The 16489-nt window shown below is 42.2% G+C and carries 10 protein-coding genes; 2 read left to right on the top strand and 8 right to left on the bottom strand.

Annotated elements, in window-relative coordinates; all coding sequences use genetic code 11:
- Position 1: 1 nt before the first annotated feature.
- From OQ267_RS07100 to OQ267_RS07090, 3 genes are read right to left on the bottom strand one after another with little or no spacing between them, the layout of a single operon-like run.
- On the bottom strand, positions 2–3103 hold the full coding sequence (locus OQ267_RS07100; RefSeq protein ID WP_265835382.1) for a SusC/RagA family TonB-linked outer membrane protein: 3102 nt from the start codon (positions 3101–3103) through the stop codon (positions 2–4).
- A 31-nt stretch (positions 3104–3134) separates the two neighbouring features.
- Entirely contained in the window at positions 3135–4127 is a 993-nt protein-coding gene (locus OQ267_RS07095) for a FecR domain-containing protein (protein ID WP_265835381.1), read from the bottom strand.
- Positions 4128–4173: 46 nt separating this feature from the next.
- Positions 4174–4815, bottom strand: coding sequence for an RNA polymerase sigma-70 factor (locus tag OQ267_RS07090; protein WP_265835380.1), 642 nt, complete (start codon positions 4813–4815; stop codon positions 4174–4176).
- A gap of 283 nt (positions 4816–5098) precedes the next feature.
- Between OQ267_RS07090 and OQ267_RS07085 the strand changes: the two genes are divergently transcribed.
- Positions 5099–8218 carry a SusC/RagA family TonB-linked outer membrane protein gene (locus OQ267_RS07085; RefSeq protein ID WP_265835379.1) on the top strand — a complete coding sequence of 1040 codons (3120 nt, stop codon included), beginning with the start codon at positions 5099–5101 and terminating at the stop codon, positions 8216–8218.
- Positions 8219–8235: 17 nt separating this feature from the next.
- Positions 8236–9873, top strand: coding sequence for a SusD/RagB family nutrient-binding outer membrane lipoprotein (locus OQ267_RS07080; RefSeq protein ID WP_265835377.1), 1638 nt, complete (start codon positions 8236–8238; stop codon positions 9871–9873).
- A gap of 223 nt (positions 9874–10096) precedes the next feature.
- Here the strand turns inward: OQ267_RS07080 and OQ267_RS07075 are convergent, their stop codons facing one another.
- The 5 genes from OQ267_RS07075 to OQ267_RS07055 are packed head-to-tail and all read right to left on the bottom strand — an operon-like array spanning position 10097 to position 16476.
- Positions 10097–11476 (bottom strand): YeiH family protein, encoded by a 1380-nt coding sequence (locus OQ267_RS07075; protein ID WP_265835376.1) that lies wholly within the window; start codon positions 11474–11476, stop codon positions 10097–10099.
- Positions 11477–11492: 16 nt separating this feature from the next.
- Positions 11493–12935 (bottom strand): phytoene desaturase family protein, encoded by a 1443-nt coding sequence (locus OQ267_RS07070; RefSeq protein ID WP_265835375.1) that lies wholly within the window; start codon positions 12933–12935, stop codon positions 11493–11495.
- 11 nt (positions 12936–12946) lie between these two features.
- Entirely contained in the window at positions 12947–14191 is a 1245-nt protein-coding gene (soxC, locus tag OQ267_RS07065) for a sulfite dehydrogenase (protein ID WP_265835374.1), read from the bottom strand.
- The gene (locus OQ267_RS07060; RefSeq protein WP_265835373.1) at positions 14191–14790 is read right to left on the bottom strand and encodes a c-type cytochrome; all 600 of its coding nucleotides are present in this window, start codon (positions 14788–14790) and stop codon (positions 14191–14193) included. The genes soxC and OQ267_RS07060 overlap by 1 nt, the downstream gene beginning before the upstream one ends.
- A gap of 3 nt (positions 14791–14793) precedes the next feature.
- Complete coding sequence (locus OQ267_RS07055) at positions 14794–16476, bottom strand: hypothetical protein (RefSeq protein ID WP_265835372.1); 1683 nt, start codon at positions 16474–16476, stop codon at positions 14794–14796.
- Between the last annotated feature and the right edge of the window lie 13 nt (positions 16477–16489).

Genomic DNA, 16489 nt, shown 5'->3' with positions numbered 1-16489 from the left:
TTTATCTGAATTTAAAGTTAAAATTGATTCCAAAAGTCCGGGTGGCGGGTAGTGACGCCCCCTCTATTCCTGCATAACCAAGTGTTGGCGAAAACTGTGATTCAGGATCAACATTATCACTGTATTTAAGCAAGGTGAATATATTTCGTGCAACCAAATCTATGTTGACACTGCTAAAAGGAGTATTTTTGAGAAATTGATTCGTAAAAGCATAACCCAACGTGGCCTGACGGAGTTTTATGAAACTGCCATTGAGTACTGATAATGCCGAAACATTCGTAGCCAGTTCGGGATAGTAAGCGTAGGCCGGAACATTTACCGTATTCCTTTGGCCACTTTCGGTTACCCCATCTGCAATAATACCGGTTTCCCGGCCCACGAGTGTTGCTTTATTAAGTCCTTGTACATAACTGTAATATGCTGTTGCAGATAAAATTTTATTGCCGAAACGATAGTCGATTAAAAATGACAGATTAAACTGTTTGTAAGTGATGCTATTGGTGATTCCTCCGTATAAAGTGGGCATGGTACTACCCATCGGGATAAAATTACCCCGCTTCGGAATCCCGTCTGATCCGATGATAATATTTCCACTGGAATCGCGAAGGTAATCGTAAGCCATAATCTGCGTAATTGGTTTACCAACAACCAGTGCCGTATTGGCATTTAATGGCCTGTATGTTCCGGTGAGCGTATAATTGCTATTCCCATCTATAGAAAGCAACGTATTTTTCACCTTCGTCATGTTCAGGTTAATCTGCCATTTACTATTAGTTGTTAAGAGGGGTGTATAACCGAGCGCCAGTTCAATTCCCCTGTTCCGGGTAGCACCAAGATTAACATAAGCAGAGGTAAAACCTGTGGTTACAGATTGCTTGGCATTGATGATTTCGTTATGGGTAAGGCGGTTAAAATAGGTAAAATCAATATTAAAACGGCTATTAAAAAATTTGAGATCCAGACCAGCTTCTATTTCATTCAGGGTAAAGGGCTTCAGGTTGTAATTAGGCAGGTCGCCGGAAAAGCCGCCTATTGGCGTTCCATTTACATGATGATCAATGTTGTAATAAATCTGCGTGGTATAAGGCATGATGGGTTCTCCACTGGTTTTGGCAAAATCTAATCTTAGTTTACCGAAATCCAGGCCTTTCCATTTCAGCAGATCTGAAAAGATGAAACTGCCTGATACACCGGGAACGAAAATTCCACGGTTATTGACTGGCAAGGTAGAATAGATATCATAACGGCCGGTTACGGAGAAATTGAGAAAACGTAAGTAACTCAAATCTGCGGTGTAATAGGCCGATTCCGTGACAATCCTGGAAACATTGAACATCCTGGTACTGCTGATTAGATTTTCCGGAACGTATAAATAAGGTGTGATAAATTGCGAGCCTTTCAACTGTTCGCCATTGCCCTTTCTTTCTCGGTAATTTGCACCCAGCGAGAGTTCAAGGCTCAATTGATCGCTCAGCTTTTTATTTGCGCTGAGTAAAACATCACTGTTAAATTCAGCAGTTTTGTTTTGATCGTAAGCATTGATACCACCTTGCCTGTTAATCGAAAATGCCGTTCCGGTAGGTAAAACACTCACCACCTTATCTTTACTTAAATCATAGCCAACCCGTCCCTGAAGCGACATCCAACTTGCCAGTTGATACCTCATCACAGCAGAAGTAATGTAGCGGTTTCGGTTGGCGTAATCGGCTTGCTTATTCATTAAAAAATAAGGGTTCGTTTTATATTCATCGGCATTCCATCGCCGCTCGAAACCAGTTTCTAAATCAAAACCAGGGGCGAGAATCGACTGATCCAGGCTGGTAGCTAAAGCTGAAATCCCATAGTTGGCATTTAAAGGTCCGTCGCTTAAATAACTTTTATTTTTATTCCGTTCATCAATATAATTTCCGGTCAGGCTTAATGAAAGCTTCTTGGTTAGTGCCAGACTTCCGTAAAAATTGATTGATTTTCTGTTGAGCGCACCATTGGTTAAAATGGAATTATAGTCTAAGTTAGAAACTGAAACCCGGTAATTATTGCTGGTATTTCCGCCCGTAATTGAAAGGGTATTGGTAACTGCAGGTGCTGTTCGATAAAAAGTCTGGATGTTATTTTTCGCCGGATTATATGGCCGCATGGAACCATCAACCTGCATGGTTAATTGTCCGTCCATGATTTCACCCCAACTAAGCAAACCCGTGTTAATGGCATTATACAAATCCGAAGGACGTTTATTCTGCGCACCCTGACCATACAAATATTGATAATCGGTGGAGTTCACCGGAACATCAAAAGCCAGATTTGCGTTATATTCCAATTTCGGATCGGCAGTTTCCCCACCACTTTTAAGATTAATCAGGATTACACCATTTGCGGCCCTTGCACCATATAAGGCCGAAGCGGCCGAACCCTTCAGAATCGTGATGGTTTCAATATCATCAGGATTGATGTTGCTGATGCCGTCGCCATAATCGGCACCACCATATTCGTTGGCACTTCCCCTGATACTATTATCGATGGGTACACCGTTGATCACAAATAAAGGTGAGGCGGCAGTCATGCTCGAAACACCACGAATCAATACCCGCGCCGCAGATCCTGGTCCGCCATTTACACCAGTGATATTCAAGCCGGCAACCCTGCCCTGCAAAGCCATGATTAAATTGCTTTCTCTTGCTTTTGAAATAGATGATCCTTTGATAGTTGTTAAAGCATAGCCTACTTTTTCATTATCTTTTTCAATCCCCAGAGCGGTAATTACAACCTCTTTCAATACACGACCGCTATCTGCTGGTAATTTCCCCTCAGCTGTTTTTCTGATTACGATTAAATTATTTGGCAACAGCGAATAGGTATAACCGCTATTGCGCAGCAGTTGATCCACTACTTTGAGTGCTTCCTCTTTTTCTACTTTAACGGAAACCTGATGTTTCGGAATTTGCGCTTCACTGTAAGCGAAGTGATAAATGGTTTGTTGCGATATGGAGGTGATCACCTCCTCAAAATCTGCATTGTTAAAGTTGAGCGTAACCTTTGTTTGCGCAGCTGCATAAAACGGAAAAAGCATTCCGATAAATAATACGACTTTTTGCAGCAAACCCATGGCCACAAATATACGTGGCTAATGCTTTGTACTAGCGGAAGATATAGACATTTTTACCCTTTATTGAATAATTAAAGTTTTCAATGAATTTTAATGCATCTAACGCTTCATTAATATTTTCTTTCGTAAAGTGGGCGGTAAACTCCATCTTTTTCAAATCGGGATCTTTAAAATATATCTTGATATCATAATGCCTTTCAAAAAGCCTGGAAACCTGATCGAAATTTTTATTTTTAAAAACGAGTTCATGGCTCGTCCATGCAGTTTCTTCTACACCGCCACTTTCAGTTTGACTTACTAGGCCTTTGCCATCTACCAAGGTGAATTTATCATTTGGCCGTAAAGTAAAGGGTTGTTTATCGCCATTTTTAAGTGCAATCTCAACTTTACCGCGGATTAAAGTAGTTTCGGCGAAATCATCATCAGGATAGTTTTTAACATTAAAAGCAGTCCCCAACACTTGCACGTCCATTTTTTCAGTATGCACAATGAAAGGATGTTGCGGGTCTTTTTTTACATCGAAAAATGCTTCTCCGGATAGATAAACATTTCTATTATCGCCACTAAACTTTTTCGGATACCTGAACAGGCTTGCAGCATTAATTTTGACAACAGATCCATCTCCAAGTGTAATCGTTCTAATATCAGCGGCTTTAGTCTGCGCTTTCACTAAGACTAAATGGCTGGAATCGTCTGAAAAAAGTGCTTCTCTATAGTATAATAAAACGGCTCCTGATACGATGGCAACCAAGGCAGCAACTCTTAACCAAAGGAACCTTTTACTTTTTAAAACTTTTAATCGGGTTTCAGCAGGAGCCTGAATCTGGCTTTTAATGCGATCGAAAACCACCTCGATATTTGCTTCTTCTTCCGTTTCAGATTCCAGGTAATTTTGCAACAGTTGATATTCTTTATTTAATGCTGCATGATTTTCTAAAAGTGATTTCAGTTCCATAGATTCATCCGCAGAAATATCTCCGGCCAATTGTTTTCCAAGTAATTCTGTAAATCTCTGATCTGTCATTTTATTTGTGGTTCTATTTAAAGGTTCCTGTTTTTTTGAAAATTGCCTACAAGTAAGATAAAAAAGATAAGGAGCCCAAGAGCATCAACAACGAAATTATTGTTCCGCTTGGGGTTTCGCCAGATTCCATTTCAGCTAAGGGTTTCAAAATTAACCGAAGTTTGGCAATTGCTCTGAATAATTGCGTTTGCACGGTTCGGGGTGAAATATTAAGCAATTCGGCCACCTCTTTATATTTCAGTCCGCCTTCTTTAATCAACCTGAACACCTCCCTGGCCTGGGGTGCCAAACTTTCAATGGCGAGATGAAGTTGTTGATGAAGTTCTTTTGTTTCAAGAATATACTGCGGCGTTTGTGCTGTTGCCGAAACATCTTCATCAACATCTGCTAAATCCATAAACGTAACTGATGATTTTTTTTTAAGGTGTTTTAGCGATTGGTTTTTAACTGCGATAAAAAAATAGCTTTCAGGGTTTAAAACGTGTGTACTTGCGCTACGATTTTCCCAGCACTTCACAAAAACCTCTGTAACCAGATCTTCAGCAGCTTGTTTATCACCAACATAATAAATGGAAAACTTAATCAGCCGGCTATACAAAAACCGGTACAGCTGCTCAAAAGCGTTCATATCACTTTCCAGGCAAATCTTACTCCATAAAACGACCAGATCTGGCTTTGCTGTTTTCAAATTGATTAGTTTAGTTAATCAAACGTAAAGTAATCAAAAAAAATCTAGTCGGCAGCCAGTTTAATAGAAAAATCTGATTCCTCAAATAGCTGCTAAACCTTATTTAATGCCAATAGCCGCATTTTAAGTAAATGATTATCAGGCCCGAAGAAATAAATATTAAAATCATCAGTTTTTCTGTAGGCAATTTATCCTCCATAAATGCTCTTAACTGATAGACCATCCAGATGGATTCTGTATGGCGACTAACAATTAACCAAATAATTATTCAAAATTATTCTTCATGAATATGAAAAAATCTTTACAGCTCACTTGTTTATTGCTTTATGCATCAACAGGTTTGTATGCGGCTGCACCAATTAATCATTTTAATCACGCGGTTTCCTTCCATTCGGTTTACCAGGATGTGATTAAAGGAACGGTAAAAGATGAAAAGGGCATTACCCTACCCGGCGTAACTGTTGTGATAAAAGGTACAAAAACCGGAACACAAACGAATGCCTCTGGCCAGTATAGCATTTCTGCTAAAGCCGGTGATGTTTTGGTCTTCTCCTTTATTGGTTATCAAAACAAAGAGGTAACGGTGGGTACAGAAAGTACTGTTGATGTTTCGATGGGTGCTGATTCTAAAAACCTGGAAACCGTTGTGGTAACGGCATTGGGTGTTAAAAGGTCAGAAAAATCGTTAACATACAATACACAGCAAGTATCAGGAGATGAATTATCAAAGGTTAAAAGCCCTAACTTAATGAACTCGCTTAACGGAAAAGTAGCAGGCTTAACTATCAGTCCGAGTGCTTCCGGAGTAGGTGGTTCTGCAAAGGTAATTTTACGTGGTAGCCGTTCAGTGAGCGGAAATAACCAGCCTTTGTACGTGATTGACGGGGTTCCGATTAGCAATAACGGTAATGCAAACGGCCAGCAAAACAGTGTATTTGGAGGTGGTCAGGATGGCGGAGACGGAATTTCCAACTTAAATCCTGATGATATTGCAAGCATCACAGTTTTAGAAGGTGCATCTGCGGCAGCATTATATGGTAGCCAGGCGCAGAATGGTGTAATTTTAATCACCACCAAACAAGGTAAATCAGGTAAAACTGAAATTGGTTTCTCTTCCGGTGTAAATATTGATAACATCGCTTACAAACCGAAGTTCCAAAACAGCTACGGACCAGCATCTGCTACTACGAGAGATAGCTGGGGAAGTGCAATTAATAACACTACAGATAATCTAAGTGATTTTTTCCGGACTGGAATCAATACTTCAAACGCGATCAATCTTTCTGGCGGATCGGAAATTGCACAAACTTATTTTTCTTATTCGAACACTTATGCAAGTGGTATTCAGCCAGGAAATAAGTTAAACAGAAACAACATCAACCTGCGCGAAACCGCTAAATTTTTAAACAACAAGTTAACGGTTGATGCGAGTGTAAACTACATCAATCAGCGAATTAATAACAGTCCTACTTTAGGTTTATATTTAAATCCGTTGGTGGGTTTATATCTTTTTCCTCGTGGTGTAGATATTAATCCTTATAAAGAGCAGTATTTGCTTTCTAATAATACAGGTACTGCCCGCCAGAACTGGTTAGGTGGTTCGGCAGATATTAATCAAAACCCTTGGTGGTTAACCAATTTAAATCCGAATACGGCTATCCGTAACCGTTTCTTATTAAGCGGAAGCGTAAAATATGATGTAGCCAGCTGGTTAAATGTTCAGGTAAGGGGAAATATGGACAGAACGACTGATGATTATGAAAACCACAGGTTCTCTGGAATCAACGGAAACTTTAATTCTACCGGAACAGGTTATTTTTCACAAAGCAACCAGACTTTTGTACAAAAGTATGTAGATGCGATTGCAAACATTACGGTGCCATTAACCGGATCAGATTTTAAACTGAATGGGTTAATTGGTGGAAGTATTAACGATCAGAAAACTTCTGGTTTGTCTCTTGCAGGAAATTTATCGGCAGTTGATTTCTTTACGCCATCCAACACCATCGTGGCGCAACCTGGTACCTTTACCGGGAATACGTTGACCAATACCACAGCGATTATTCCTAACCATAATCAGTTACAGGCAGTTTTTGGTAATGCCAACTTATCTTACAAAGACTGGGCTTTCTTTACTGTTACCGGTAGAAATGATTGGTCTTCGAACTTATCGTACACCCCAAACAATTCTTATTTCTATCCATCTTTTGGTTTGTCTTTCATTGTCTCGCAAATGTTTAAATTGCCTGAGGCCATCAGCTATGCAAAAGTGAGAGGTACCTATGCAGAGGTTGGAAATACGGTTCCGCCGTACCTTACCTTTATTCAAAATACCTTAAAGGCAGATGGTGCATTGTTATTTAATACCAATGCAGCTTTTAGAGAATTGCAGCCAGAACGTACCAAATCTTTCGAAATTGGAACAGATTTACGCTTCCTGGCAAACCGAATCAACTTTAGCTTCACTTATTACAAAACCAACACCAGAAACCAATACATTCCGGTAATTGCACCACCATCATCACTGGTATCTACCGGTTACTTAAATGCTGGAAATGTAGAAAACAAAGGTATCCAATTCATTTTAGGCGCTGATGTGGTGAAAGGTGACGGATTCAACTGGAACACCTCGATTAATGGTTCTGCAAACCGCAATAAAATTATTGATATCGCATCTGAAGACAGAATTTTTAGTATAGACTTAACGGGCGGCGGTAATAATTCTTATATATCCAGGTTAAAAGTTGGTGGTTCTTATGGTGATATTTATGGCTATACCTTACAGAGAGATGCACAAAACAGAATCATTTTAGGTGGAGACGGAACAAGCGCTTCGCCATACACACCATTAAAAAGCGCAGACTTCAATTACATTGGCAATGCCAATCCGAAATTCCAATTGGGTTGGAACAACAGTTTCAGTTATAAAGATTTCAGTTTGAGTTTCCTGGTTGATGGTAAATTCGGCGGAAAGGTGTTATCGTTAACAGAAGCATTAATGGACGAAGCCGGCGCATCTGAAGCGACTGGCAATGCCAGAAATCAAGGCGGTGTTAAAATTGATGGTGTTGATACGAGAGGAAATGCAGTTTCTGCAAGCATCAATCCACAAAGTTATTATTCTATTGTTGGTGGAAGATCAGGCGTATCTGGCGAATACATTTACAGCGCAACTGTGGTACGTTTAAGAGAAGCCGCTTTAGGTTATACTTTCCCGTTAACCGGTAAAACTTTCAAAAGCATGAAGTTTTCAGTTACCGGCAGAAACCTAGTGTACTTCTATAAAAAAGCACCATTTGATCCGGAGCTCACGATGTCGACAGGAAATGGTTTATCGGGTATTGATGTATTCAATCAGCCTGCCACCCGTACTTTAGGTTTCAATCTAAATTTAACATTTTAATTCTATTGAAAAACAACATGAAAACGATATATCAAAAATCTGCTGATAAAGGGATTAAAGGATGGTCTGCTGTTTTGCTGGCATCTTTAATGGCCCTGAATTTTGGATGTACCAAAAACTTCGAGGAGTTTAATACCAACCCAACTGCACTTTCACCAGAGCAAACTACTGCCCTTTTAAAATCTGCAATTGGTCCGATAGAGCAGGAAATTTTTCACAACTATCAAATCGCACAGAACTTAAGTGCTGATGCATTTAGCGGCTACATGATGGCACCAACGCCATTTAACGGCGGTATTAACAACATGAACTATTCGCTTAATAACGGATGGAACAGTACCGGCTTTAATGATCAGTATAATTTCGTAATGGCACCGATTTCTAAAATTGGCCAGAGCGAGGTGAAAACGAAATCGCCTGAGGCCTGGGGTATCGCCCTTTTGGTTCAGGTGATGGCGATGAGTAGGGTGACGGATAAATTCGGTCCGATTCCTTATACGACGGCAGGATCATCTTTAATATCTACGCCATATGAAGATCAGAAAACGGTTTACAATGCCTTTTTTAAGCAAATTGATACCGCAGCGAATAACCTACAGGCTTTTATTTCTGCCAATCCAAACAAAACTGCTTTTTATGATAAAGGAGATTTAATTTATTCCGGCGATCCGGTAAAATGGCTGAAACTGGCGAATTCACTGCGTTTACGTTTGGCCACGCGAATTGTGAAAGCTGATGCCGCTACGGCAAAAATTCAGGGAGAAAAAGCGTTAAGTGCGGCGGGTGGCTTATTATCTACGGTTACAGACAATGCTGCGGTTGCCCAATCTGGAACCAGAGATAACGATTTATGGGTAGTTACCGTATCTTATGATGGCGATAATGCTTTGGGTGCTGCTTTACAATCGTATTTAGTGGGTTATAATGATCCACGCTTACCCATTTATGCTACACCTGCAACAGATCCCCTGTTTGCTGGTCAGTATGTAGGCATCAGAGCGGGAGCCAATACTTCGTTTAATGGCTTAGGCAAACCTGGATACAGAAATTATTCCAGCTTAAATTCAAGTGATAATTTAAAATCGCCTGCCGGACAAAAAGCACCTCAAATTTTAATGACGGCGGCTGAAGTTTGGTTTTTGAAAGCAGAAGCTGCTCTTCGTGGATGGGCAGGTGCTGGAGATGCACAAACGAATTATGAAACCGGAATTTCTACTTCACTTCAACAGTGGAATGTAAGTGCTGGAAATTATTTAGCGGATGCAACAAGCAAACCAATGGCCTATGTTGATCCGAAAAACCCGGCAAACAATTCCGCAGCCGTAAGTACCATTACGGTGAAGTGGGATGCAGCAGCTACGAATGAGCAAAAGCTGGAAAGAATTATTACGCAAAAATGGTTGGCGATCTTCCCTGACGGACAGGAAGCCTGGTCTGAATTCAGACGTACAGGTTACCCGAAATTGTTCACCGTAGCGAATAATTTCAGCAACGGAACAATTAATACCCAAACGCAAATCAGAAGATTGCCTTATCCATCTACCGAGTTCGGAAATGGTAACAGTGCAGAAGTGGTTAAAGCGGTTGGCTTATTGGGCGGACCTGATAACGGCGGTACCAGATTATGGTGGGACGTTGATAAGGGGAATTTTTAATTCAATTGATAATAGTTTAAAGGTAGGATGACTGAGGTTATCCTACCTTTTTTTGTGGAGTTGAGCCTGAGGAAGGCGTAAGGATAAGAGAGCAAAAATCCAGAGCAGACAACCAAATAAAAACGACAAAAAAACAAGCCAATAGATTTAAAAAGATGAATCCTTATTTAACCACCATACCCTCCGGGCATCCCTCCTTGAGCATAAGAAAAGAAGGAATAAGCTAGTTAAAATCCGGGATCGGAAATAAATACCCTCCAAACAAAATATACGACCAAAGTAAAGTCCAGAAAATATTGAAAATTTGTGCGACCACAAACGTCAACGCCGGCTTGCCTCCCTGCAATTTAACCAATGAAGAAAATTTAGCTTCCATCCCGATGGAAATAAAGGCAATCGCAAACCAGATGGTACGTAAACCGTTCAGTGTTGGCCCTACACCTTTAGCCGTTGCTGGTGAAAGCAGAAATGAAAATACTAAGGATGCGCCGACAAATCCCAGCACAAATTTTGGAAAGCGTTCCCAAACAATTTTAAGTCCCGGGCTTTTGGTTTTAACAGCCGAAATTTCACCAGTTAAGTTAGCAGGCTTTCTGTAAGCCCACCAGATGGCAATAAAAAAGGCCGCTACACCGATGAACACATTTTGCGAAAACTTAGCAATCACACCAGCTTTTACAGCAATCGGGCCGACTAAATCGCCAGCTGCGGTTACCGTTGCGGTGGTATCTAAAGTTCCGCCAAGCCAGGCACCCCCAATCACTTCCGGGATTTGAAAGTACCGAACCGCCCAGGGTAAAATCACCATCATCGGGATCGCCATAATTAAGACCAGGGTGGTGACATACGATAATTTCTTCTTATCTCCGTTTATTGCACCAGCTGCTACAATCGCTGCTGAAACCCCGCAAATAGACACTGCAGATGCGAGGATAATTCCAAATTCATCGTCTACCTTTAATTTTCGGCTTAACCATAAAGAGAAAAACCAAACGGCACTCACTACAATCACTGCCTGGATAATACCGGGTAAACCTGCTTTAATTAAATCAGCAGATAAAATGGTCGTACCTAAAATGACCAGACCGGTTTTGATATAAAACTCTGAGCGAACGGCTTCCTTTAACCACGTTGGGAGTTTAATCAGATTGCCTAGCAAAATTCCAATGAGCAATGCAAAAACCACATATTCCAATCCGTAATAAGATACGGTCTTGTTTCCACCAATAATGAAAGCGATATTGGCGAGGAGATAAATGAAACTGAAGCCGGCGGCAAACCGGGCAACGTTTCCGCCGGATAATGCAATGGCGATACTGGTCAGTGCCAGAAAGATCACCCCGGTTTCCAACATGAGCAGCAGATTCGCCGGAGATAAAATTGTATTAAACAACGCTTCACTTCCACTCCATTTATAAGCAGGTAAGGCGATGGTTGTGCCGCTATTGGTTAAAAATAAAACCGTGGCAATGATAATGGAACCCAAAATTACGGCCCACCAGTCTTCCGTTAAAGATTGTAGAAAGGTCTTCTTATCTGGTGTAATCCCCGCATCGTTTAATGCAGCGCTGTTTTCTGTTGCTGTATTCTCTACTGACATCATTTTTTTGTTATGAATTTTATTTGATTTCAATTTTAAAAATATCTTTTAATGCGGCCTTCGCAGCATTGTATCCGCACATGCCATGCACACCTCCGCCAGGTGGCGTAGAGGAAGAACAGATATATAGTCCCTTTGCAGAAGTTTTATAGGGCGACCATTTCAGCACCGGCCGGGTAAACAACTGTCTGATGTCCAAAATCCCACCATTAATATCGCCACCAATATAATTCGGATTATGGGCTTCCATTTGTTCGGTATTCATGGTATTTCTGGCCAGAATAACATCCCTGAAACCCGGTGCAAAACGTTCTACCTGGTTTTCGATAATGCTAGTCATATCTTGCTTGGAACCATTTGGAACATGACAATATGCCCAGCCCGTATGTTTTCCGGCTGGTGCACGGGATGAATCAAAAAGACTTTGCTGGGAGAGCAGTACAAAAGGTTTTTCAGCCTGCCTGCCTTTACTGGTCATTAACTCCCCTTCTGCTATTTCTTCAAAAGTATTGCCGAGATGAATTGTACCTGCCGTTCTACAGGCCTCGGCTTTAAATGGGATAGGCTCAGCTAATGCCCAGTCGATTTTAAACACCCCCATTCCATAGCGGTAACGTTCCAGCTGCCACTTGTAAATATTTGAGAATTTATGCCCGGCAATTTTCAGCAATTGTTTTGGCGTTACATCGAAAAGAATGGCATGGGCAGAAGGCAGTTTGGAGAGATCGGTAACAAAGTCTCCGGTTTCAATCTTGCCTCCAATGCTGCGAAAGTAACTGGCCAAAGCATTTGCAATGGATACAGAACCTCCTTTCGGAATTGGCCAGCCTTTCAAATGCCCCGTAGCCATCAGCACCAAACCGATTGCCGTTGTACTTAAATTGTTTAACGGCTGAATGGCGTGGGCGGCCATCCCACCGAATAATCCGCGCGCCGCCTGCCCTTTAAAATGATTGGCAAAATAGGTACCACTGGTGAGGGCTTTTAAACCAAAACTGGCCAAGGCCAGCGGGTGTGAAGGAAAACGCAGTGGCCCGAGTGTATCTTTGTCAATAAGCGGCCAATCTGAAGTTACAGACGTCATCAGTTTTTCATAAGTGCGGGCATCATCACCCAAAAAACTGGCGGTATGTGAAATCGAGTGATCCAGAATTGCTGCCGTGCCATCATCAAAAGGATGGGCGGCGGCAAGTGTTGGGTAAATAAACTCCAGGCCATGTGCATTTAGAGGCAAGGTTTTAAAAAACGGCGAGGCCACGGCCATTGGATGAATCGCTGAGCAAACATCATGTACAAAGCCAGGCAGCGTCAATTCTTCAGAAGCGAGGCCGCCACCAATTTTATCTTTCCCTTCAATCATCAAAACAGATAATCCCTGCTGTTGCATTAAAATAGCCGCCGCTAACCCGTTCGGACCAGAACCCACCACTATTGCATCATAATCACGTTTTTCCAAACTCATTTTTATTTCGTCTAATTTTCCGGCTTAAAAAATACAAAGCCATCTTCCCTAATCTGCCAGGCCGTAACCGGGTTCATATGGTAACCACTTATATTCGGCCCCCTTGCCTCAATCAATTGTTTTAGTGTAGGCTGTAAATAACCTGTTTCATCGGTTACCCGGCTTAAAATCGCTGTCGGAGAACCATCCCAGTTCCATAAATATCTGAAATAAGTATGGGCTTTGCTCAAAACCGGTTCCTGTAATTTTGCCATTTCCCAGGTTTTCCCGTCATCGGTGCTCACTTCTACCTGTGTCACTTTTCCCCTCCCGCTCCAGGCCAGACCACGAATTTCCACATATCCTTTTGTAATCTGCTGCGGATAAGAAGGATAAGTAATGATCGAGCGGGCATCCATCTCAAAGCTAAACATTCTGATTTTATCCTGTACCGGATACGTATATTTTGAAGTTTCTTCCCTAGTCATGTAAGGTTCTTCGGATAATTCAATCCTTCTGAGCCATTTTATATTCATATTTCCTTCAAATCCGGGAAGTAACAACCGAATCGGATAACCCTGCTCCGGCCTGATGGCCTCTCCGTTCTGGGCGTAAACAATCATCGCATCATCCCAGGCTTTGGCTAGCGGAATGGTTCGCGTCATCACGGCCGCGTCTGACCCTTCTGCCAGAAACCATTTGGCTCCGGCTTTGATTCCCACTTCGTTAAAGATTGTTGATAATAGTACGCCCGTCCATTCACTCTGGCTGGTCAAACCCAAAATATCCTGAGGGGTCATCTCTGCTTTCCCGGTTCTGAAATTTCCGGCACACTCAATAAAACAGATGCGCGTAACCGATGGAAAACGCTTTAATTCTGCCAGCGTGAACTTCATTGGTTGATCCACCAGGCCGTGAATCAATAATTCATGCTTAAGCGGATCAATTGCTGGAATACCGGCGTGGTGCCGCTCAAAATGAAGATCGGAAGGTGTAAGGGTACTGTGAAAATCCTGCAGGGGTGTACGGGAAGAAATATCTGATGGTTTCCGAACAGGGTTTTCGAAACCCGATCGCTTACCTAAAGGACTTGGCCCCGGGCCGGGTGTTTTGGTTGGGTCGTCATTGATTACTTCGGGTATATTAAAGGAATCCTTTTCCAGGGCGAACAACTCATCAACCGGTAATACCGCAGCAGCCAGAATGCCACCTAGCAGGGTTCGCCTGCTCATGTGTCCCGGTTTTTTTTCTGGAGCAAATTTTATTTTCTTTCCCATTATTTAATTTCTGCCCCTCCCCGGCGATCATCCATGATAAAAAGTTTTTTAGCCGGCATCACCACTTTTGGAAGATTGTTAGCATCCAGCACCACATCAGCACCTACAATTTTATTGGCATTTAGCAGGTAAGCACTTAAGCTGTAAACTTCGTTATTGGTTAAGGAACCCGGAAGATTATACGGCATGGCCCGCCTGATGTAATCAAATAAAGTGGTGGCATAGGGCCAGTAATTGCCGATGGTTTTTGGTTTGGCAGTTGCCAAAGTATCACCCACCAAAGCACCACCTGCTAATTTTACCGTTCCGGTTTGGCGGCCGTTTAAACCATGGCAAACCGCACATTTCGTATCATAAATTACTTTCCCCTTTTTAACATCACCTTGTCCGGCAGGCAATCCCTTTCCATCCGGGCGAACATCAATATCCCAGGCGGTAATCTCAGCACCTGTTGCCGGCCTGCCGAAACCAAATTTTACAGGCTTCTTTAAACTATCTGTAAACGGTTGCCGCTTTTGAGCAACGACAAAGGTATCATTTACGGAAAGCAGGATCAGTCCAAACAAAAAGCCAAATATGAATAGTAACCTCTTTTTCATCTCCTAATACTTTCCTGCATTTAAGGTACTTTTGGGTAACACATATGGTCTGTCGTAGCGATTTAAAACAATAGAAACAGAATCATTATATTCATTTAAACCGCTTAATACCACTTTAGATCCATCTTTGGTCTCATAATGAAGCACCATTCTTTTTCTTTTAATTTCCTTGGGTTGCGCTGCAAACTCCCGGTCTCTCCGGGTAGACCATGCACGCGGATCGATCATTTCTTTTTCGTTCCCGATATGTGCCCAGACAGCTTTGCTAATCCACTCATCCGGTTTTTTAGTTTCAGCTGCCGCTTCGTTTTTAGCCTGACCACGAAGCGCCATCACATTTTTATCCTGCAGGTACAGCACCTTATCGATAGTATCGGCATAGTAATGAAAGGCACGTTGCCCGCCCGCCACACCACTAATTTCGAAGGTCCGCTGAATGTCGCGCATCGGACTACCGCCTCCGTTTGAAGGATCAATCAGCACTGGCCGGTTTACCCTGAAAGTAAGTGTAGTCCAGTTTTCGAAGGTGGCTTCCTGCCAGCGGGTAGAATCCAGTGGATTAAAGGGAATCACCTGTCCGTTTATTTTAAATTCCGTTACCCGATAGTTTCCGCGGAGGTTTTTGACGCCTGCCGTAGCGGGTTGCTTATAGGGATCATATTTAAAATTGATGATCTCGGTGTAAGTCATCACCCCGAAAAAGATCAGGAAGGTTAACACCTTTAAACCAATCCGCGTGTATTTCCATGCTGGTTTTCTCAGGTTTGGATATACCCGAAAAGGTACGGTATAACGTTCCAGTATGAGTAAGTTATATAGCTTTGGAATATCATCTGCCAGCAGAAACAATCCGAGAACCACGAAATAAAAAGCATATACATGCACACCCCCATCATAAGCATAATTTACAAAAGTGATGTCGCCCAATGCGGCAATGAGCAAAATGGCTCCGAAAGTGGTCGTTTTCCTGAAGAACAACAGCGCGCCCGCCAGAATTTCAACTACCCCGCCAAAAACCTGGTACCAGGGCACAATCCCAACTGATAGCCAGTAAATTTTTTGGGCGGTAAAATCACCAAAATTACTGTTCAGCAAACCCAAAGATGGATAAGGCATTTGCGTGGGAAACAATTTGGTGAAGCCGAAGCCAATAATTCCAATACCGGCCCGGTAGCGTACCACCACCCGAATCCAGTAATAAAGCTCGTGATAAGATTTTCGCTTCCGGTCCAATACAGACCAGATGGCACCACCCAGCAGCCCGATGAACAATGCAACACCCCAATCGGCATAATCGGCCAGGAAACTTTTCTTTGCGGGCAGTGCAACCGTGTTTGCGGTGGCTTTTTTTCCTGAATTTTCTATTTTGACTGTGTTCTTTTTATCTTTTCCGGAAGCTGCATTCCCATTCGGAGAGTCTGTAATATCCCGGTTCCGCTGACCGCCAAAAAGGGAAAGGAAACCCGGCTGAAAACGTGCGATATCATAAAGGTCGCGGTAATGCGGACGAGACCAATCCAGCGTCAAAACATTTTTATACCAGTTGGGTGAAAATGGAATACACATGGCCAGCAGGAAGATGAACAACACACGGAATCCGAATTTCTTCAGTGCCGACCAGGGTTTCAGCGTTGAAGGTGAAATACCCGCGGTATCTTGAATTTCGTTTTTACTAAGGTCAGACATGATTTTTTGATTT

The organism is Pedobacter sp. MR22-3 (assembly GCF_026240075.1).
GTDB lineage: Bacteria > Bacteroidota > Bacteroidia > Sphingobacteriales > Sphingobacteriaceae > Pedobacter.
Note: the sequence above shows the minus strand (reverse complement) of the source record. Positions and strands in the feature narration are given on the sequence as shown.

Excerpts from the sequence above, each read along its gene's own strand:
- OQ267_RS07100 (WP_265835382.1), bottom strand. The coding sequence starts at position 3,103 with ATGGGTTTGCTGCAAAAAGTCGTATTATTTATCGGAATGCTTTTTCCG.
- OQ267_RS07095 (WP_265835381.1), bottom strand. The coding sequence starts at position 4,127 with ATGACAGATCAGAGATTTACAGAATTACTTGGAAAACAATTGGCCGGA.
- OQ267_RS07085 (WP_265835379.1), top strand. The coding sequence starts at position 5,099 with ATGAATATGAAAAAATCTTTACAGCTCACTTGTTTATTGCTTTATGCA.
- OQ267_RS07080 (WP_265835377.1), top strand. The coding sequence starts at position 8,236 with ATGAAAACGATATATCAAAAATCTGCTGATAAAGGGATTAAAGGATGG.
- OQ267_RS07075 (WP_265835376.1), bottom strand. The coding sequence starts at position 11,476 with ATGATGTCAGTAGAGAATACAGCAACAGAAAACAGCGCTGCATTAAAC.
- OQ267_RS07070 (WP_265835375.1), bottom strand. The coding sequence starts at position 12,935 with ATGAGTTTGGAAAAACGTGATTATGATGCAATAGTGGTGGGTTCTGGT.
- soxC (WP_265835374.1), bottom strand. The coding sequence starts at position 14,191 with ATGGGAAAGAAAATAAAATTTGCTCCAGAAAAAAAACCGGGACACATG.
- OQ267_RS07060 (WP_265835373.1), bottom strand. The coding sequence starts at position 14,790 with ATGAAAAAGAGGTTACTATTCATATTTGGCTTTTTGTTTGGACTGATC.
- OQ267_RS07055 (WP_265835372.1), bottom strand. The coding sequence starts at position 16,476 with ATGTCTGACCTTAGTAAAAACGAAATTCAAGATACCGCGGGTATTTCA.